This is a genomic window from Gallibacter sp. Marseille-QA0791, assembly GCF_965119705.1.
GTDB classification, from domain to species: domain Bacteria; phylum Bacillota; class Clostridia; order Peptostreptococcales; family Anaerovoracaceae; genus Lentihominibacter; species Lentihominibacter excrementipullorum.
Map to the genome: position 1 here is coordinate 1,907,300 of NZ_CBCPMH010000001.1, position 19,880 is coordinate 1,927,179.

Sequence of the window (19,880 nt, forward strand, 5' to 3'; positions counted from 1 at the left end):
AGGCAGTCGGCGAGATGGATATATGTCTTTAAGGATATTTCGTTTACCCCTGTGAAACCGAAGCAGAAGATTCCGCAACCAACGCATTGACAAAAATTGTAAATAAAGATATAATATGGTAAATAGTTGTAATAAAGGTAAAAAGCGGAAGACAACAGGGGAAGCGATATGCAGCAAATCAAGAGGAGCTATAAGGACGGCGTTTTCAGACAGCTGTTTAACGATAAGGAAAAGCTGATAGAACTGTACAATGCGCTGTCGGGAAGAAGCTACAGTAAAGATACGGAGATAGAGATAGTGACGCTGGAGGATGCTCTCTTCGGTGATATCAAGAATGACTTGTCATTTATCATGGATAACAGGTTCATCGTAATGATAGAGCATCAGGCCACAGTGAATCCCAATATGCCTTTGAGGATGCTCAGTTATGCGGCAAGAGAATACGAGAGGAGAGGTCTGACAAAAAAGGTATACAGCAGAAGACGGATAGAAATACCCACGCCTGAATTGTACATGTTGTATAATGGTGCGGAGGATCAGCCGATCATGCAGGAATTGAAACTTTCCGACGCATACATAGCCAAATGTGGTAAAATATCCTTAGAAGCGAGAGTAAAGGTGATAAATGTCAATTACGACAAAGGAGCAGATATCCTGAAGAGATGCAAGACGCTCAACGAATACAGCATGTTCATCCATATGATAAGGGAAAAGCAGCAGGAGAAGGGACTGCAGAAAGCTGTGGAGGAGAGTGTGAGGGAATGTATGAGAAAAGGGATACTGACGGAGTTTCTCGAGAGGAACGGTGGTGATATCGTGAGTTTGGTAAGGATAGAGTTGACGAGAGAAGAGTGTGAAGCCATAAGAGAAGAGGATGGATATGTCCGTGGATTGGAAGATGGGTTGAACGAAGGCCGGATCGAGGAACAGTTGAAGATAGCCAGGAACATGAAGGCGTTGGGTGCGGAAACAGCATTCATATCGAAGGCTTCCGGACTTACTAAAGAAGAAGTGGACGTATTGTGATGTGAAGATGGATATAACAATTAAAAAGGGGGCTGCCGCATCAGGTTTTTATCTGATGCGGCAGCCCCGGATTTATATAAGGCCGCTGTATCGCGGCATTGTTTTTATTCCGGAATCGGTACCGCCGGACAGCTAGTTCGATTCCCCTGTCCTTTCCTCCAGCTGGAAGCTGATATCCATGGATTGACCGTCCCTGACTATGGTGTATGTCAGAGTGTCGCCTACCTCATGGGCTGTCACGATGGAGGAAAGATCGTTGAAGGATGTTATCTCCGTATCGTCGACAGCGTAGACTCTGTCGCCCACCTGGAATCCGGCAGCCTTGGCGTTTTCTCCGTCAACTGACGCGATGTAGACGCTGGTCGTGCTCTGGGTGCTGTTGAAGAGCATGTCGATGCTGTTCTGGCCGGAGGATTCGGTATATGACATACCGGTGGACGGCTGGCCGCTGACATAGCCCTGATCAATTATCTGCTGAGCCGCGTCGGCAGCTGTGTTGATAGGGATGGCGAATCCAAGTCCTTCTACGTCGGAGCCTGAAGATTTGGCAACGACGATACCGATCAGCTGTCCATCCCCGTTGAAGAGCCCGCCGCCGGAGTTGCCCGGATTTATGGAGCTGTCAGTTTGCAGCAATGTCATGGTCTTCCCATCTATGGCTATCTCCCTGTCGAGGGCACTTATTATCCCGGCGGTGACTGTGCCTCCCAGTTCACCCAGAGGGTTCCCTATGGCTACCGCCAGGTCGCCTACCGCCAGCTGGTCGCTGTTGCCGTATGTGGCAGGAGTCAGGTCGCTGGCATCTATTTTGAGGACGGCTACATCGGTGATGGAATCAGTACCGACGAGCTGCGCTTCGTATTCTTTTTCGTCAGCGGTAGTCACCATTATTTTGTTGGCTCCTTCGATGACGTGATTATTGGTCACGATGTAACCGTCGTTTGTTATTATAACCCCACTTCCCGCGCCCTCAGTGACGTACTGCTGCATCCATGAATCGGAGGATACGCTTTCCGTCTTGATCTCCACTACGCTTGGCTTTGCCTTGGCGGTGATCTCCTGAACTGTAAGGTCGCTGCCGGTGGCGTCTTCCAGGGTATACCCGGCGCCACTGACACTGCCGGAACTGCTGGAAGAAGATCCTCCGTCAGACAAGTGATTGCCCAGCGCGGCGCCGCCTATGCCAAAGCCTGCTGACAGGAATACGCAGAGTGCTATTATCAAAGCCAGGGATCTTCTCGTAAGAGATATGGGTTTTGATTCCCTTTTTTTGCCATGTACTTTGCCCAGACCATTGTGGTTGTCCCACGAAGCGGAGGCGCCTTTCATGGCGTCGTACTCTGAGGCGGCCTGCGGATCACAGGCTGTGCCGTTGTCGCTGAAGCCGCCCGTATTGTCCGCGGCTGTAGTACTGGCATCGGCAGTATCATCAGCGCTGCCGTATGTGCTGCGGCTCCTGAAATTTTCCCGTGGATCTCTGAAGCTGCCTGTATGATGCGGTCCGTGCTGGTAAGTCCCGGTGCTCTCATGTTGGCCGGCCGCCGAAGTCTCCTGTCCGCTGGCAGAGCTTTCCGCAGTGGAGCCGGTCGTTGTCTCCGGGTCAGGATCTTTCATGATGAAGTTTGGTTCATAGTTGGTAGTTTCGTTTTCATAGCTGTTATTATTGCTATCTCCGTAATCTTTCATATATTTCACCTCTTTTTTTACAGGGTAGTTTCTCTGTTAATATAACTATACGGATTCATTATGTGGTTTTGGTGTTGAAAATATGTGAATATCTGTAGAAAAGATTAAACATTTCCTACATAATATGATAAAATCGAAATAGCGTGGTAAAAGCCGCGCTGATTTGAAATAAGAAGGAGAACCCAGAGGATGAGCAAGGCTATGATCGCAGTAGACAAGAGCGGTTCCTACAGAGTGTATGTCACGGTGACGACAGATCTGGTACAGGAAGCCGTTTCCATACATGATACGACACCCGTGGCGTCGGCGGCGCTGGGCAGGGTGCTGACGGCCGCCGGTCTGATGGGTATAATGCTCAAGAGTGATGAGGATAAACTGACAGTCAATTTCAAAGGTAACGGACAGGCAAGGCAAATACTGGCGACCGCCCATGGAGACGGCACGGTCAAAGGGTATATAGCGAATCCTTACGTGGATCTGCCTCTTAAGGAAAATGGCAAGCTGGACGTGGGAGGCGCGCTGGGAGAAGGAGAACTGACAGTCATAAAGGATCTGGGTCTGAAGGAACCTTATATGGGGACTATCGCTCTGGTCAGCGGAGAGATAGCCGACGATCTGACAGCATATTTTTATATATCGGAACAACAGAATTCATCTGTGGCCCTTGGAGTAAAGGTGGAGCGCGACCTTTCCATAGGCGCCGCAGGCGGTATGATAATACAGATGCTTCCGGGGGCTGAAGAGGCCGCCGTGGATGCGCTGGAGGAAATGATAGGAAAAATGGAGCCGTTGACGACTTCCATAAGTCGGGTCATGGAAGAGACTCCGGGACTTTCCCAGTCGGGTATCGTTCGCAGGCTGATGGAAGAGATATTCGCTGATATGCCTGAGAAATACCGGTTACAGGCGCTGGAAGAACGGGAGATCCGATGGGAGTGCGACTGCAGCCGCGAGAGGATGGCAAGGGCGTTGGCTACCATAGGCAAGGAGGACATGAGGGAGATAATCGAGGAAGACGGGAAAGCTGAGCTCCAATGTCATTTCTGTCTTAAAAAATATGATTTCAGCCGGCAGGAGCTGACTGAGATCCTGAACCATATGTGATAGGAGTGAAGTGGATGAAAGAGATAATGATAAGGATAAAGGGCCGGCAGGCTAACGATGAAACGGGCGAAGATTTCATGGAATTCGTCACGGAGGCCAAGCTCTATAAACGAGGTGAGGCTATATATCTGATATACGAAGAAAGCGAGCTGTCGGGCGTGCCGGGGTGCAAGACCAGACTCAAGCTGAAGGATGGTGAAGTGCAGATGAAACGGTTTGGCGCAGGCGCGGGAGCGGGCAGTGAGATACGCTTCGAGAAAGGAAAGAGATATACCGGGTTCTATGAGACGCCCTTTGGCGCCATAGAGATGGAGGTGCTGACCAACGATCTGGAGAACACCTTATCGGAACATGGCGACGGACATATAGACATAGATTACAGCATCAGTCTCAAAGGTCTGTTGGAAGGCCGTAACAGGCTGAACATAACGTTGATGTAGTTGGGAGGAGATAATTATGATGAGCAAGAAGGCCATCAGAGTGGTAACGTTAGCCATAGTAGTCATTATGGTAGTGACGACGGTAACGTGTGCCATAGCGTATCTGTAGAGCAACTGAGGAAAATGGGAGGAAGAAATGTCACAAGTAGGTTTCAGCGCGGAAAAATATATCGAGGAACAGTCCAGGTATATACTGGAAAGGATAGGCGAAGGCGCGGGACAGAGGCTTTATCTGGAGTTCGGCGGGAAGCTGGTGCAGGATAAGCATGCCATGAGAGTATTGCCCGGCTTTGATGAGAATGCCAAGATAAAGCTCCTTCACAAGATGAAGGACCAGGTGGAGATCATCATCTGTATCTATTCCGGCGATATCACCACCAACAAGACAAGGCAGGACTTCGGTATAACTTATGATCTGGAGGTGCTGAGACTTATCGATACGTTCAGAAAGTATGACCTGGAGATCAACAGTGTCGTGGTCACCAGATATGAAGATGGTTTTCCGGCGGTGGATAAGTTCATCAACAGGCTGGAGAACAGAGGCATCAGGACGTATCGCCACAGGTTCACCAAAGGTTATCCTACCGATGTGGACACCATCGTCAGCGATGAGGGGTATGGAGCCAATCCGTACATAGAGGTGTCCAAGCCGCTGGCAGTGGTGACAGGGCCGGGCGGCGGCAGCGGGAAGCTGGCCACATGTCTCTCACAGCTTTACCATGAGTACAGGATGGGAAAGAAAGTCCGCTATGCCAAATTCGAGACGTTCCCGATCTGGAACATACCGCTCAAGCATCCTGCGAACATCGCGTACGAAGCGGCTACGGCTGATCTGAGGGATGTAAATATGATAGATTCTTTCCATTTGGAAGCTTATGGGGAGATGGCTGTCAATTACAACAGAGATCTGGAAGTTTTTCCTGTTGTGAAGAGGATAATAGAAAAGATAACAGGCGAAGAGTCCGAGTACAGATCGCCGACCGATATGGGCGTCAACAGAGTGGGATTTTGCATAACCGATGATGTTGTTGTCAGGGAAGCGGCCTGCCAGGAGATCATCAGAAGACATCTGATAGCTCAGTGTGATTATAAGAAGGGAAGGATAGAGTATGAGACATTGGAGCGTATAAAGCTGCTGATGGACGAGCTGTCTCTCGTTCCGGAGGACAGGAAGGTGGTCCTTCCTGCCCGCGAGTATGCTGAGAAGAAGAGGAACTGTGATGAAAGATATGTCAATGTCGTAGTGATGGCCATGGAAATGGAAGACGGTACCATAATCACCGGAAGAAGCTCCAGACGCATGGTCGCCGCCGCTGCGGCCATACTCAATTCTGTAAAATATCTCAGCGGGATAACGGATGAGATACATCTGATATCTCCTAATATACTCAGGAGCATACAGGAGCTTAAGACCAACGTGCTGATGTCGGAGAAGACCAGCCTTAACTGTGAGGAGATACTCACGGCGCTGACCATCTCTTCGGCTACCAATCCGGCCGCGGAAGCAGCTCTTTCCAAGCTGGTCTGCCTCAGAGGATGCAGGGCTCACTGCACTGCTATTCTCAGCGATAAGGACGAGACGACGCTGAAGGCGTTAGGCATAGATGTAACCAGTGATCCGGAATACATAACCAACAATTTGTATTACGGCTGATGATCACGGCAGCGACCTCCGTTTCACGGCGATCCGGAAGGTCGGAACGGGATCGGCTGGCGGCATGTGTATCGAGATGACTTGACGGCTCGATGCCGCAGGCCAATGGGAAGCTATACATTTCAGGAGCGACGATCATAATGTACGGGCAGTATTTCGTGCTTTTTGCCATTCTTTTTACGGGATGGTTTTTAAGAAAGATAAATTTTATAGATGACAAAATGAACCACAGCATAAACAAGCTGATCGTATATTTTGCCTATCCATGTCTTATCGTCCACAATATAGGGAGCCTTGAGACGACGGGAAAGGTGCTGACAGCTTTTATCATAGCGTTTGTGCTGAGTTTTGTGTGTTTTATCCTTTACGGCCTTGTGTGCTGGCTGTATGCCAGGCTGAGAAAATTCCCGCGGGAAGAATCCAACGTCCTGGAATTGGCTATGATAATGCCTAACGACGGGTTCATGGGGTTCCCGGTGACGCTGATATTCTTTGGTGATTTCGGCCTGCTGCTGATGTTGGCTCACAACGCGGCGATGAATCTGTTTACATTTACATATGGGATAAAGCTGATAAAGAGAAATTTCACGGACAAGCGAAAAGCGACCCCGGGCAGGTTTTTCAAGGCCGCCCTCAAGCTGATGGTAAACCCCAATATACTGGCGCTCATCATAGGCTTCGTGCTGAGCCTTCTGGGAGGCATCATCCCTGCGGCGGTGGACGAATATCTTGTATATCTGGGGAACATATCGACGCCGATGGCTATGATATTCATCGGCTCCAGTCTGGCCGGTTACGATTTCAAAGATATAATAAAGAGCCGGGTGATAATAGAGGCCAGCGCGGTCAAGCTGATACTGCTGCCGCTGATAACAGTGGGGGTAGTGTATTTCCTGCCACTGGATCCGATGATAAAGGCTGTCGTTGTCCTGGGAGCGTGCTTTCCTGTCGCGGCTACAGTGTCCATGCTGTCGGAGCAGGAAGGCCAGGATCCGGGCCCTTCCAGCAAGACCCTGTTCCTCAGTACGGTAGCGTCGCTGGTAACAGTGCCTGTTTCCATAAATCTGATAGAGTTGCTGTTCATGTAGAGGTTGCCGTAGATGTCGGCCGGCTCATTGAACGACTATAGCGGAGCTGCGGCTGTCAGTCGCTGCGCTTCTTCGGGAAAGCCATTTCCTGATAGAAGATGGCTTCTCTTTCAAGAATGACATCAAGCCTTTCCTTAATAGCGTTTTTCGATGCTACGGAAAGGCTTTCGTAATTGTTGAGAAGCTCAGCTATCTGGCGGCTTTCCGCGTCAAAATATATTTTCCCTATCAGGCCTTTGGACAAGTCGTAATTGATGAGGCTTTCGAAGCCGATATCGTAGAGCGACGTGAGAGCGTCCAGGGTCTGAAGATCAGGGGGTTTGGCGCCCGATTCGTAGGTCGAGTAGGTGGAACGGGTCAGATAGATCTTATCGGCCAGCTCTTCCTGGCTCATCCCGTTGGCGGTGCGGAGAAGCTTGAGGTTCCTGCTGAGGATATCCAGGTTCAATCCCATTGGCCGCTCCCGCTTTCGTAATTCCATGGAAATCTGTTAAAGCTTTTGTCGCGGATCGCCAGCTGTTCTATTTTTGCCTTTATGTGCTCGCGACCGGCGTGAGAAAGGCTCAGATAGTTTTCCAGAAAGGTATGGGCATCCGTTTCGCAGGCTCCGCGTTTTATGAGGGAAAGCACATGCTGGGAAATGTCAAAGGAAAGCAGATAATCCAGGCTTATGTCGTATAGCTGGGAGATCTCGTACAGTGTGACGATATCCGGGATGCGGCTCCCGCCTTCCAGGCTGCTGTAGCTGGATCTGGACATATTGAGTTTTACAGCCACCTGATCCTGATTAAGACCGTTGACACATCTCAGCAGACGTAAGTTGCCGGCGATGTATTTATGAGCCTGATAAAGCCTGCGACGCTCTTTATGTTCCTGAATATGCATGTCGTTCCTCCGTAAATCGTGAAAATCCATGATCGATACCGCGGGCGGCACCACGAAGCGGGATGAGTGAAGTGCTCGCGGCGCAGCGATGAGAATGTCGATGTATTACATTGCGGCGGTCGTATCATATATAATAAAGAGGCGAAAAGCTCATTAAAAGTTGCAGATCCGGCGTAAAAAATCGAAAAAATATGTAGGCGATGCTTTTTACCCGATTTCCCCTTGAAAGTTCATATTTAACCCTCTCGCGGTTCAAAACCCTGACATACCGGGAATATTAAACTATAAGAAGCAAATAAGCTAACTTATAGAGGGAAAACGATATGAGCAGGGAACTTAAGGAAATAAACAAAAGGGAAATGGGCGCCAGGATACGGGCCAGGAGAGAAGCGTTGAATATGTCGAGAAATGAACTGGCAGGGTATCTTTCCGTAACTGGAAAGTTCATCGCTGATATAGAGTATGGCGATAAAGGCGTATCGCTGAAAAATCTTTATAAGCTTATGCAAGTGCTGGGCGTGAGCGCGGATTTCATAATAGAAGGGAATGGATCCGAAATACCTGGCGATGAAAAGAAGAGAAAGCTGAGCGAAAATATCATTGGCTCATTGAGCGTGTGCTCAGTCAGGCAGCTTGACTGTATGGAGCAGATAGCGCGGCTTTATGTGGAAAGTATTGTGAATAAGGAGTAATGGATAAAGTATTGGAACAGGAAGAAGTTTTGGAGCGTCTTTGCGGGCTGTTCCCGTATGTGATGCGGCTGATGAAGATAATGGGTGTCGATGAAAATGATGTGGAGGATGTGGCGATGGAGGTATTCATCGATGCTTTCAGAGGGCTGCACACACTCAGCAGTCCGGAGAAGATGATGCCATGGTTGAAGACGATCGCAGCTAACAGAGCGAGCAAGTATTTCAGCAAGCGCGCTAAGCGCAAGGAGATTTCCAATCTGGTAAAGACCGAAGCCGGAGAGCTGGATATTTTCGATACCCTGGTGGATGAGATCACGGTTGAGAAAATACTTCAGGACGCTGAGCGGAGGGACATGGTCAGCGCGATGATAAACGGTTTGCCGGATATCAGCAGGAGAGTGCTCCGCATGAGGTTCTGGGGAGGATACAAGCATGCCGAGATAGCGGAGATACTCAATATCAACGTCAATACGGAGAAAAGCATTTACAGGAGAAGCCTCAAACGGCTCAAGGACAGTTATTTAGAAATTCTCGGGAAGGAAGATAGCGATGAATGGAACGAATAACGGCAACAGGCCTGAAGACATGAGATCCATAGCTGAAGAGGAAAGAACAGACAGCCGTGACAATGGCCGGCAGGAACGGACTATAGGCGAGATAATTTCCGATGCCACCGACGAGGAGCTGAAGCACTACCATACAGGGACCCTTACCCCTGAAGAATTGAGATCCGCCGTGGATAAAGAGCGGCGCGCCGGACGGCGTCGCATGCTGCGTCGCCTGACTGCCGCTGCCGCACTGCTGATGCTCGTCGTGGCAGCAACAGTCTTTGCTTTTGAAAATTTCACCACCGACGTCGACGCAGACAAGAACGCCAAGGAGGAGATCGTAACAGAAGACGGAGTCGTTATCGAAGATGGCGGTTGGGGGAGCAGCACAGAGGAAAACTGGACGATAACGGACTGGGCGGAAATTAAAGTGGCGAAAGCGACTATTCCGGAATTAATGGTTCCAGAATATGTGCCGGAAGGGTATGAGTTTGAAGTTTTAACTATTTCTGAATTTGAAGGTGTTGCCAGTATAGAATATGTGTTTTGTAATGAAAAACATACACTGCGTATTCAAGAGCGCATTCATGATAATAATTTGGAATCAACGCATACAGATAAAGAAAAATCTCTTGAAAGCACAAAAGGAAAAATATATCTGGAAACATTATATGGCGAGAATAATGCCGTCATATATTTGGACGACGGCATTATTGTATCTGTTTGGACTATTCTGAACAATGAAGAAATCATTGAAATTATTGAAAATTTCAATTACTAAAAACTGCCGGAATAATGTGTTTTATTATAGGTCGTTCCTGAAATCGTATCAGAGAATACGACTTTGGCTCTGTAAACTTTCCCGCTTTTCAGAGTAAATGTTTTTGAAGCAGTGATTGAATATGTGTTTTTAACTGTTTTGATATAAGAAATCACAGGGACGCCGGTAGCTGTTCTCCATGAACCGTTGTATTTTTCTTGTAATGTTATTGTGCATTTGGCTGTTGAAGCCTTTGTTCCAAAGCTAGCGCTTGCGGTTACCAGTCCTTGGGTGTTGCTTTTTCTTGTAGCGCCAACTGTAGAAATTGTCGTCGACATCGGCGAGATCTCTGCGCCATCGGTGCATGTCCCTGGATTGTTTATCGGTTCAGCTGTGGAGGTTTCCGCGGCGAACAGCGCTGTAGGCATGGACAGCATCATTGCGGCTGCCAGCGCGAATGATAATAATTTTTTCTTCATTTTTCTCTCCTTTTTAAATGAAAATTGTGATAATTTGTGACGCAATTTTATTGAAGACCGGCTTCGATCACAATGAAATCGCGGAAGACAAAACCATTTTTTTCATATAATGACGTGAGCTGCGAAAATAGAGCGAAAAACAGTAATTTTTCCTGAATCTGCGACGCAGTTGATCAGGGGCATCAGGGTGATGGTGCGGTGGCAGACCAAAAGCAGGCATGTGTTGGGCGCCCCCAGGGGGCGATTATCGCGACGGTCGCTTTTATAGTAAGGGTCAAAACATAGGCACAAGGTAAAACAATCCCCTTGTTCACAGAGATGTGAACAAGGGGACTTTTTCTTTATTCGTTTTCTTTTCTTCTGCATTCATCAGGTAACTGCTCTGAATATGGCATAAGGCTGTCTATGGCTTCTTTATCATTCAGATCGATCCTACGGAGCTGGTCAAGCAGATAGCTCAGATATTCAAATGGCAGCAGATCATTTTCTATGGCGCTTACCACAATGCTATACAGAATTGCGCTTGACTTTGCCCCTCTTGGCGTATTGCAGAACAGCCAGTTCTTACGGCCCATCACAAACGGCTTTATCGCACGTTCACTCCTGTTATTGGAAACCTCAAGCCTCTCATCAAGGAGGGTATTCATCAATGGTTTCCTCTGGTTTATCGTGTAATTCAGCGCTTTAAGATAAAGCCCCTTGGGAAGTGGCTTTTGTGATTCTTCTTCCGCCCACGCAAAGAAGCCCTCAAATACCTTCCGCATCGTGGTCTTTCTGAATTCACTTCGTTCTTCTTCGGTAGATAATTCATGGCACTTGGCATCTAAAAGAAACAGCTTATCACACCATACGATCCCTTCCTTTATCTTTAAGGCCCCGGGACTTCCTTTATCATTTAACACCTCTAGCGCGTCTGCATAATACCGCCTCGCATGGGCCAGACAGCCTACGTGGATGATATCATCATTCACACTCAGGTAGCCCTGATATCCGTCTGTCTGCAGGTATCCGTGATATTCTTTAAGGAATGTTTCCGGGACATAGCCTGCACGAGAGCCATCCGCATAATGATAAAGCACGATAGGTGATATACCCTTTCCGCTTCGGAACATCCACATGTAGCTCTTTTCCCGCGTCTTATCCCTCAGCACCGACAGGCTCGTCTCGTCAGCCTGGATGATATCATATGACAGGAGCTTCTCGTACATCCTGTCGTAAACAGCCTTAAGATAATTCTGCGTAAGAAGTATCATCCAGTTTGAAAGGGTTGCTTTGCTGATGTTTACACCATAGCGCTTAAGATCTTTAGATATCTTATCCAGAGGATCACGGTTTTCATATTTCCTTGTTATGACGTATGCACCAAGTGACGGTGACAGAATGCTTCCACGAAGCAGAGATCTCGTCATTGGAGAGGCGATGATCGTAGCTTCGGTTCCGTTTTTTTCACAGTTCCTGCAGCTGTATATATGCTGTATATGCTCACGCACAACTGCCTTTGCCGGGATGATCTCCACTTCGCGGTGGATCCTTTTGGTCATCTCATGAAGCTTATGGCCGCATACAGGGCAGAGCTGCTCTTCTTCTGTAAGCACATATTCTACAGGATCCGTTTTTCTTAAGGCACTGATAAAAGCGTCTTTCTTTCCCTTTCGTTTAATCTTGCGAACAGGACATGCTTTCTCCGCTTTTGGCTCCGGCAACCTCAGATCGGCTTCTTTCTCTATTTCATTAAAAAAGCACTCCTGCTGCCCGTCATCTATTAAAGACTTTTCGCTTTTTCTTCCGAACCTCTTAGCCTGACTAAGGCGAAACATCTTTCTGTAATATTCAAGCTCTGCTGAAACCTCATCCAGTTTTCTTGAGGTGTCCAGTGCATATTTTTCCAATTCTGCTTTTGTCATGGATGAAAGATCTATCTGTTTCATGACTTTATTATATCAAAAAACCATTGAAATTTCAATGATTTTAAGGACTATTCCATGGTTTTAAGGATCCTTCCATATTAATTTTCAATGGTTTTGAGAAGCCTGTCATATTCATATCTGTACATGAAATCACGGGCGTAACTGTGAGATTTTGGCCAGTAAAATGTTCCGTATTCGAGCTTTCTGCTGAAAAGGCAATATCCATTCTTGCATATCTTCAGCGCATAGATCTGTTTCCATTTCTTTTCTATGAAGAAGAATATCTGCCCCGGTATCAGGGGCAGATCCAGATCGAACGCTATGATAGATGCCATGGACTCCATAGACAGATTCCCTCTGATAGGTTCTAAAACGAGAATTGCCCGGATGTTTTCTGATGGCAATCGTACCCACTTCCTACTCTCATCTATGGGCAACAGGACTTTTTCTTCCATAAATCGTAATTTCCCTTCTCGAAGGAGCCTTTCCCGGGCCTTTCTAAAGGTAATATCTTTTATATTGTGTTCCAGGCACCATCTTTTTAAGGGAAGGTCACTTGTATACGCTTCCTTGATTATTTTCTCCCACTCATCCGATGTTCGCCACATATGTGCTATTCCTCCTGTAGTTGCTACTTAGTAGCATACTACCTTGTTCTCTTTTTTTCAATGTGCCTATGTTTTGACCCTTACCTTTTATATCGGTTTAACGATAAAAACGGCCATATTTTAACGTTTCAAAACAGTAGAATATCGCGACTGGTATGAAGCGAAGGTGTTCGCGATAATTTTTTCCTGAATATGTCAAAAAAATATCGCAGACGAAGCAAAAGGGATATCCTGCGATATTTCCACTGGTGGCAGGCCCGGAAAACAACAGATTTTTATCGTGGCTGCCCTTTTATGTCTCACTCGCGATATCCGGCAGGCCTGTTTGAAACCAAGGCAGCAGAGGAATGGCAGAGCAGCCGGACAGATGGAGAGCCGAACGGACAGCCAAACGGGCAGGCGATCCGGGGAGCGAATGAGGGGGCGATTTTCCCCAAAGCTTCGGCAGCAGGAGGCGAGGCTGGCCGCAGGCATAAAAATCAAAAAAGAAATCAAAAAAGAAACGCAAAAAGAATGATAAAATACTGGTATCTTCGGACAAAAACGTTTACAATGGTACTGTTAGTAAGTTTGTTATAAGGAGGAAAATAACATGAAGACAGTTGGTGTACTGGGAACAGGTACAATGGGAGCCGGCATCATTCAGGTTTTGGCTCAGAATGGATACAATGTAGTGATGAGAGCAAGGAGACAGACTTCCGTAGACAGAGGTCTTGCGACAGTTGAGAAGAATCTTGACAGACTTATCAAGAAGGAAAAGATCACAGAGGCTGACAAGGCTGATGTAATGAGCAGGATAACTGGTTCGACTGACATCTCCGTTGTAAAAGACGCAGACCTCATCATCGAGGCCGCCACTGAAGACATGGAGGCGAAGAAAGCTCTTTTCCAGGAGCTGGATGAGCTTTGCAAGCCTGAGACGATAATCGCTACCAATACTTCGGCGCTTTCCATCACAGAGATCGCTGCGGCTACCAACAGACCTGACAAGATCATCGGAATGCACTTCTTCAATCCTGTTCCTGCAATGAAACTGGTTGAGATCGTTAAGGGACTCACTACTTCCGACGAGACGAGAGAGACTATCCTCGATCTGACGAGAAAGCTTGGCAAGACTCCTGTAGACGTTGCCGAGGCTCCGGGATTCGTAGTAAACAGGATCCTCATCCCTATGATAAACGAAGGTATCGGAATCCTGGCTGACGGGGTTGCTGATGCTGAAGGTATCGACACAGCTATGCAGCTTGGCGCGAACCATCCGATGGGACCTCTCGCACTGGGCGACCTGGTTGGACTGGACGTTTGCCTGGCCATCATGGAAACTCTCTACAGAGAGTACGGCGACACCAAGTACAGACCTCATCCTCTCCTCAGAAAGATGGTAAGAGCCAACAAGCTGGGAAGAAAGACAGGAGAAGGTTTCTACAATTACAACAAATAAAAGGACATACTCAGAAGACCCGCATGCTTCATGCGGGTCTTTTGTTGTGGTGCGGCCGATGTCATCTGCCGGATTTCCGGTTTTCCGGGAGCGGCTGCCCAGGCGCGCGCCGTTTCATCTGTCTGCGGCCTTCGATGGCGAATTGAGAATTTCTTCAAAAAATAAAAACCTGATATTGTGCAGGTATAAAAATCGGTGTATATTATAGCTGTAGTAAAATTTATATAGAAACCTGATCTATAAGAGTTTTGTTATTATGATGGGAACGCCGCCTTGGCATTCCCGGAATATAGGCGAAGTCTGCCGTCCCAGGGGTATAGGTGGAGATGACTTTGTCCTTTTCTATTTGTTTCCGTAAGATTTTAAAATTTTTAAACAGAAAGGGTTCACATTTATGTGGAAAACGATGGATGAGGCGGCTCTCAAAGAAAAGAAAGTCGCTGAGCTTAGAGAGATCGCGAAGACGTTTGGGTTGAAAAATTACCAGAAAATGAGAAAGGCCGAGCTGGTGAAGGCCCTGATGAAGGATGAAGAACCGCAGGGAGCCGCGAAGACCGAAGCTGCCGAAAATACCGGGGCCGCATCAAAGGGACCGGAAGAAGCCGGAGCCATGGAAAAGACCGGAGGAATGGAAGGCAAGGAGCCTGTGGATAACGCCGGGACAGGGAGCAATGATACCGGCGGAGCCGGAGGAAGAAACGGCAGGGGAAAGAAGGAAAGCAACAGGGTGCGGGAAAACAAGGCCAGGGTAGTGAAGTCCATGAGGAAGACCAGAAAACCGATGCCTGTGGTGGCCGCAGGAGATGAAACCGATGAAAATGCCGGGGGTGCCGGACAGGGAGCGGTCGATGAAAGCGAAAATGAAGGTGCCGGACTGAGAACACGTGTCGATGGGGAAAGCATGGATAAGGAGAACGCTCCGGAGAACGACGCGGAAAATACCGAAGGCAGAGGGAGCAAAGAAAACCGAGAAAACAGGGACAGGCGACAGAGAGGCGAACGGCAGAAAAAGCCTGCGCCTGACAGAAGCGACAGGTTCGAGGTGGAAGGTATCCTGGAGCTGGCCGATGGAGGGTTTGGATTCCTCAGATTCCACAATTTCCTCACCAGCGACAAGGATATATATGTAGCGCCGGCTCAGATAAGGAGATTCAACCTCAAGACGGGAGACAAGGTGCGGGGTATATGTCGTCACCCTAACGATGGCGATAAGTTCGGCGCGTTGCTTTACGTGGTGACGGTCAACGGAGACGAGCCGGGCAAGGCGATCACCAGACCGGATTTCGATTCCCTTACCCCTATATTCCCCAACGAGAGATTCAAACTGGAGGACGGCCGGGAGCTTTCCCTCAGGCTCATAGATCTGGTGGCGCCTATCGGGAAAGGCCAGAGAGGCCTCATCGTCGCGCCGCCTAAAGCGGGAAAGACGGTGCTGCTGAAGAAAATCGCCGGAAGCATAGAGAAGAATTATCCTGACGTGGAAATGATAATATTGCTGGTGGATGAGCGTCCCGAAGAAGTGACCGATATGAAGCGGAGCCTCAAGGGCAATGGCGAGGTCATCTATTCCACATTCGACGAAATGCCTCAGCATCACGTGAAGGTGGCGGAGATGGTCCTGGCGCGGGCCCAGAGGTTAGCGGAGCACGGAAAAGATGTGATCATACTGATGGACAGCATAACCAGGCTGGCGCGGGCTTACAACCTGGTAGTACCTCCTTCAGGAAAGACCCTGTCAGGCGGCTTCGATCCGGGAGCACTCCACAAGCCGAAAAAGTTCTTCGGAGCGGCGAGGAAGCTGGAAGAGGGAGGAAGCATCACCATACTGGCGACAGCGCTGGTTGAGACGGGAAGCCGCATGGATGACCTTATATTTGAGGAATTCAAAGGTACAGGGAACATGGAACTGCATTTGGACAGACGGCTTTCCGAGAAACGCATATTCCCGGCTATAAATCTGAGCAAATCAGGGACCAGAAGGGAAGATCTGCTGATGGATCAGGATGAACTGGAAGCCATATGGTACATGCGGCGAGCGCTGGGGAACAGGGACAACGGAGAAGTTACCGAGATGATCCTGGATAATCTGGCCCATACGAAAGATAACAAGACTTTTATCGAAGTGATAAGGAAAATAAAATTAGAGGGGTAGTATGGATTTAAGCAAGATTTTTCGCAAAGGGATCAATCCCACCAAAATGGGCGGCCAGGCCGTGATGGAAGGGATAATGATGCGGGGCGAGACCAAGAGCGCTCTGGCAGTCAGGCTCCCCAACGGAACCATAAAGGTGGAAACAGAGGATATAAAGCAGCAGAAGAAATGGATGAAGCTGCCGCTGATACGAGGCGTCGTCGCTTTTATCGGCTCTCTTATCATGGGGACAGGTCAGTTGATGAAGTCGGCCGAGCTGCTGGGGGAAGCAGACGATGAGGAATACGAAGAGACCCGGTTCGAGAAATGGCTGGACGACAAGTTCGGGAGCAAAGGCGCGTGGAATGTACTCATGTATATGTCGGTAGTGCTGGCGCTGGCATTCACGATCGGAGTTTTCATCATACTGCCTACTGGTGTGGTGAGCCTGATGAAGCTGTTTACCGACAGTGTTTTCTGGCTCAATTTCGCGGAAGGCGCTTTCAGGATACTGCTGTTCGTGTTGTACGTGTGGGCTATTTCCTTTATGGGCGAGATAAAGAGAGTGTTCCAGTACCACGGAGCTGAACACAAGACCATACATTGCTACGAAAGCGGGCTGGAGCTGACGCCGGAGAATTGCAGACAGTTCCCGACGCTCCATCCCCGGTGCGGCACCAGCTTCCTGATGTTCGTGTTCATCATCGCCTTCGCCCTGCATTTCCTGCTGGGCTGGCCTAACCTGGCTCTCAGGATAATTTCCAGGCTGCTGCTGCTGCCTGTCATCGCAGGACTCTCTTATGAGCTGCTGCGGTGGGCGGGGAAAGGAGACAGCCTCGTAGTCAAGATCCTCAGCATACCGGGATTGTATTTGCAGAAGATAACGACTAAGGAACCTGATGACAAGCAGCTGGAGGTGGCGATAGCCTCCATCAACGCTGTGCTGGAAGCCGAGGGAAAGAAGCCTCCGGCAGATACAGCAAGCCCGGCAGACCCGGACGATTCGGAAAAGCCGGCGACAGCCAAATCGATGCTGAGAAAGAGAAGATTCATATAGAGTCAGAGAGGAGAAGAATGAAGACCAGAATACTCGTGAAAGAAGGCGAGTACCGGCTCGCGAAAGCATTCTGCATGGATCCGAAGATAGACGCGCAGGAGCTGTACTGTTTTCTTACGGGGACCGATAAGGTGAGCCTGTTCATGAAAGCGGAGGAAGAAGTGGATCCTGAGACAGAGCAGAAATACATGGAGCTGATAGAGAAACGGGCGTCGCGTATCCCGCTGCAGCATATAACAGGAGTTCAGGAATTCATGGGATATTCCTTCAACGTCAATCCTGACGTGCTGATCCCCAGACAGGACACGGAAACGCTGGTGAGCGAGGCGGCGAAGACCATACAGGGCACGCCCAGAGAAAAGCTGTCTTTTTTCGAAAAACTGAAAGGCGGCAAAGAGTGGGACGTGCTGGATTTGTGCTGCGGCAGTGGAGCCGTCGGTATTTCCATAGCTAAAATATGCGGAAACACCAGGGTGACAGCTTCCGATGTGAGCGAAAAAGCAGTGGAGACAGCCAGGGTGAACGCCAAAAAGCTGAGAGCCAGAGTGAAGTTCGTGACAGGCGATATGTTCGGACCGCTGGCAGGAGCCAGGTTCGATATGATCGTTTCCAATCCGCCTTACATAAAGACCAATATGATATCCATACTCCAGGAAGAAGTGAAGGATCACGAACCGCTCTCAGCGTTGGACGGAGGCAGAGACGGCCTGGACTTTTACCGGAGGATCGTCGACGAGGCGGCTGACCATCTGAAGCCGGAAGGCTTCCTTCTCATGGAGATCGGACACGATCAGGGGGAAGATCTGCGGAAAATGCTGAAGGATTCGGGAAAATATTCGCCTGCGGAGATAATTAAGGATTTACCGGGCCGCGACCGTGTGGTAAAATGTAAATTGAAATAGGATAAAAAATGTAAAGTTAACTGAAACAAACCGGTCGATGATCGGCCAGGTAAAAGGACAACGAGCAAGTAAAATAGCAGACAATATGGATTCGTGCTGATGCCAAGGGTTTGACCGAGGAAAAAGGCGATGATGATATTGACAGCAGGCCATTGAAAGATCGCCTGCCCCATATTATCGCAGAGGACCTCTGTCGCATCAGACGACAGAGGTTTGATTTATTTTTGCGGAAAGGAGTTTGCCGGGATAGATGAGCGGGATTTGCACAAAAAACATGGAGCGCAACGATATATGTCCTGACGATACAGAGCCGATATATTTGAAACTGGATTCCGAGGAGGGTATAGCCTCGCTTCTGACGATGGATGATTTCACAGCCGTATATGAGCTGGCCGACAAGACACGCCGGGAGGCGGTGGGCGATACGGTGCATTTACGAGCCATAATCGAATTTTCCAATGTCTGTCGGAGGCAATGCCGTTACTGTGGCCTCAACAGGGATAACAGGGATATCCCGCGATACCGCATGAGCCGTGAGGAGATATTGGCGTCCGCAGAGGCGGCGGTGAAGGCGGGATACAGGACTATCGTGCTCCAGTCGGGAGAAGATGATCATTTCACGTCGGAGCGGCTGGCGGATATCATCAGGGAGATAAAGAAAATGGAGATACGCCGGAGCCGCGTGTCAGGCAGTGACCGTGCTGCGATGGCAGGCCCTTTGCTACATCCGGCCGTGACCGTCAGCTGCGGAGAACGGCCCCGTCAGGATTATGAGGTCTGGAGAAAGGCGGGAGCGGACAGATATCTGCTGAAGCATGAGACGGCTGACCCAGAGCTGTATGATCGGCTCCATCCCTGCGGGACGCTGGAGGAACGTATACGATGCCTGAAGACCCTAAAGGAGCTGGGGTATGAGACAGGGAGCGGTTTCATGGTAGGCCTTCCCGGACAGACGCCGCTGACATTGGCTAAGGATCTGCTGTTGCTGAAGGAGATACCGTGCAGGATGGCAGGGATAGGACCTTTCATTTCCAACCCCAAGACGCCGCTGGCGGGAGAACCGGACGGCGATACGGAGATGGCGAGGCGGGCAGTGGCTGTAGCCAGGCTGCTGCTGCCGGAGGCAAACCTGCCCTTGACTACATCCCTGTCGATATTGTCCGGTAAGGAGAAGAAGAAGGCCGGCAGCGGTGGGGCAGGCGATGTGAAAAGCGGCGAAGCGGGCGGAAACGAGTCTTCCGGGGACGCGCTCCCCGCTGAGAACCCCTTTGCCTTCGGCGCCAATGTGGTCATGAAGAAGGTGACTCCTGACAAGTACAAGGAGGCATATGAAATATATCCGGCCCGATTCAAGGCGACCGACGTGGAAGGGGACAGACAGGAGCTGGAAGAACTCATAAGAAGCTGCGGCAGGATACCGCTGTAGCCGGAAACAGGGCGATGCCCTCGATGATACAGATGATTTTTTAAAA

The 19,880-nt window shown here is 49.1% G+C and carries 19 protein-coding genes; 13 read left to right on the forward strand and 6 right to left on the reverse strand.

The genetic code is table 11. The features are described from left to right. Positions 1–168: 168 nt before the first annotated feature. Positions 169–1,026 (forward strand): hypothetical protein, encoded by an 858-nt coding sequence (locus ACQY69_RS08825; RefSeq protein ID WP_428260159.1) that lies wholly within the window; start codon positions 169–171, stop codon positions 1,024–1,026. 132 nt (positions 1,027–1,158) lie between these two features. Here ACQY69_RS08825 and ACQY69_RS08830 read toward each other — a convergent pair whose 3' ends face one another. Further along, complete coding sequence (locus tag ACQY69_RS08830) at positions 1,159–2,712, reverse strand: S1C family serine protease (RefSeq protein ID WP_428260160.1); 1,554 nt, start codon at positions 2,710–2,712, stop codon at positions 1,159–1,161. A gap of 189 nt (positions 2,713–2,901) precedes the next feature. Here ACQY69_RS08830 and hslO point away from each other — a divergent pair, with 189 nt between their 5' ends. From hslO to ACQY69_RS08850, 4 genes are all read left to right on the forward strand, one after another. Then, positions 2,902–3,816, forward strand: coding sequence for an Hsp33 family molecular chaperone HslO (gene hslO, locus ACQY69_RS08835; RefSeq protein ID WP_428260161.1), 915 nt, complete (start codon positions 2,902–2,904; stop codon positions 3,814–3,816). A gap of 14 nt (positions 3,817–3,830) precedes the next feature. Next, positions 3,831–4,256, forward strand: coding sequence for a DUF1934 domain-containing protein (locus tag ACQY69_RS08840; protein ID WP_428260162.1), 426 nt, complete (start codon positions 3,831–3,833; stop codon positions 4,254–4,256). Positions 4,257–4,392: 136 nt separating this feature from the next. After that, positions 4,393–5,910 (forward strand): DUF1846 domain-containing protein, encoded by a 1,518-nt coding sequence (locus ACQY69_RS08845; protein ID WP_428260163.1) that lies wholly within the window; start codon positions 4,393–4,395, stop codon positions 5,908–5,910. A gap of 140 nt (positions 5,911–6,050) precedes the next feature. Then, complete coding sequence (locus tag ACQY69_RS08850) at positions 6,051–6,998, forward strand: AEC family transporter (protein ID WP_428260164.1); 948 nt, start codon at positions 6,051–6,053, stop codon at positions 6,996–6,998. Positions 6,999–7,053: 55 nt separating this feature from the next. On the opposite strand, the gene ACQY69_RS08855 is transcribed toward ACQY69_RS08850, so the two are convergent. Together ACQY69_RS08855 and ACQY69_RS08860 are read right to left on the reverse strand one after the other, a co-directional pair. Beyond that, complete coding sequence (locus ACQY69_RS08855; protein WP_428260165.1) at positions 7,054–7,452, reverse strand: helix-turn-helix domain-containing protein; 399 nt, start codon at positions 7,450–7,452, stop codon at positions 7,054–7,056. After that, positions 7,443–7,883 carry a helix-turn-helix domain-containing protein gene (locus ACQY69_RS08860; RefSeq protein WP_428260166.1) on the reverse strand — a complete coding sequence of 147 codons (441 nt, stop codon included), beginning with the start codon at positions 7,881–7,883 and terminating at the stop codon, positions 7,443–7,445. The genes ACQY69_RS08855 and ACQY69_RS08860 overlap by 10 nt, the downstream gene beginning before the upstream one ends. 323 nt (positions 7,884–8,206) lie before the next feature. Between ACQY69_RS08860 and ACQY69_RS08865 the strand changes: the two genes are divergently transcribed. From ACQY69_RS08865 to ACQY69_RS08875, 3 genes are read left to right on the forward strand one after another with little or no spacing between them, the layout of a single operon-like run. Then, positions 8,207–8,575, forward strand: a complete 369-nt coding sequence (locus ACQY69_RS08865; protein ID WP_428260167.1) for a helix-turn-helix domain-containing protein — start codon at positions 8,207–8,209, stop codon at positions 8,573–8,575. Then, positions 8,575–9,141: an RNA polymerase sigma factor gene (locus tag ACQY69_RS08870; protein WP_428260168.1), complete on the forward strand. Its 567-nt coding sequence runs from the start codon at positions 8,575–8,577 to the stop codon at positions 9,139–9,141. Before ACQY69_RS08865 ends, ACQY69_RS08870 begins: the two co-directional genes overlap by 1 nt. Next, a complete protein-coding gene (locus tag ACQY69_RS08875) occupies positions 9,125–9,904 on the forward strand; it encodes a DUF4367 domain-containing protein (protein ID WP_428260169.1) in 780 nt (259 codons plus the stop codon). The genes ACQY69_RS08870 and ACQY69_RS08875 overlap by 17 nt, the downstream gene beginning before the upstream one ends. On the opposite strand, the gene ACQY69_RS08880 is transcribed toward ACQY69_RS08875, so the two are convergent. The 3 genes from ACQY69_RS08880 to tnpB all read right to left on the reverse strand — a co-directional run bounded on the left by ACQY69_RS08880 (position 9,901) and on the right by tnpB (position 12,877). Further along, positions 9,901–10,362, reverse strand: a complete 462-nt coding sequence (locus ACQY69_RS08880) for a hypothetical protein (RefSeq protein WP_428260170.1) — start codon at positions 10,360–10,362, stop codon at positions 9,901–9,903. The two genes, ACQY69_RS08875 and ACQY69_RS08880, sit on opposite strands and share 4 nt — an antisense overlap. Before the next feature lie 341 nt (positions 10,363–10,703). Continuing rightward, positions 10,704–12,290 (reverse strand): IS66 family transposase, encoded by a 1,587-nt coding sequence (gene tnpC, locus ACQY69_RS08885; RefSeq protein WP_428258407.1) that lies wholly within the window; start codon positions 12,288–12,290, stop codon positions 10,704–10,706. Between the two features lie 77 nt (positions 12,291–12,367). Then, complete coding sequence (gene tnpB / locus ACQY69_RS08890; RefSeq protein ID WP_428257568.1) at positions 12,368–12,877, reverse strand: IS66 family insertion sequence element accessory protein TnpB; 510 nt, start codon at positions 12,875–12,877, stop codon at positions 12,368–12,370. Positions 12,878–13,469: 592 nt separating this feature from the next. Between tnpB and ACQY69_RS08895 the strand changes: the two genes are divergently transcribed. The 5 genes from ACQY69_RS08895 to ACQY69_RS08915 all read left to right on the forward strand — a co-directional run bounded on the left by ACQY69_RS08895 (position 13,470) and on the right by ACQY69_RS08915 (position 19,834). Continuing rightward, the gene (locus ACQY69_RS08895; RefSeq protein ID WP_428260171.1) at positions 13,470–14,318 is read left to right on the forward strand and encodes a 3-hydroxybutyryl-CoA dehydrogenase; all 849 of its coding nucleotides are present in this window, start codon (positions 13,470–13,472) and stop codon (positions 14,316–14,318) included. A 394-nt stretch (positions 14,319–14,712) separates the two neighbouring features. Continuing rightward, positions 14,713–16,470 (forward strand): transcription termination factor Rho, encoded by a 1,758-nt coding sequence (gene rho, locus ACQY69_RS08900; protein WP_428260172.1) that lies wholly within the window; start codon positions 14,713–14,715, stop codon positions 16,468–16,470. A gap of 1 nt (position 16,471) precedes the next feature. Then, complete coding sequence (locus ACQY69_RS08905; protein ID WP_428260173.1) at positions 16,472–17,506, forward strand: DUF1385 domain-containing protein; 1,035 nt, start codon at positions 16,472–16,474, stop codon at positions 17,504–17,506. Positions 17,507–17,523: 17 nt separating this feature from the next. Next, a complete protein-coding gene (gene prmC, locus ACQY69_RS08910) occupies positions 17,524–18,408 on the forward strand; it encodes a peptide chain release factor N(5)-glutamine methyltransferase (protein ID WP_428260174.1) in 885 nt (294 codons plus the stop codon). A 250-nt stretch (positions 18,409–18,658) separates the two neighbouring features. Then, positions 18,659–19,834 (forward strand): radical SAM protein, encoded by a 1,176-nt coding sequence (locus tag ACQY69_RS08915; protein WP_428260175.1) that lies wholly within the window; start codon positions 18,659–18,661, stop codon positions 19,832–19,834. Positions 19,835–19,880 lie beyond the last annotated feature (46 nt).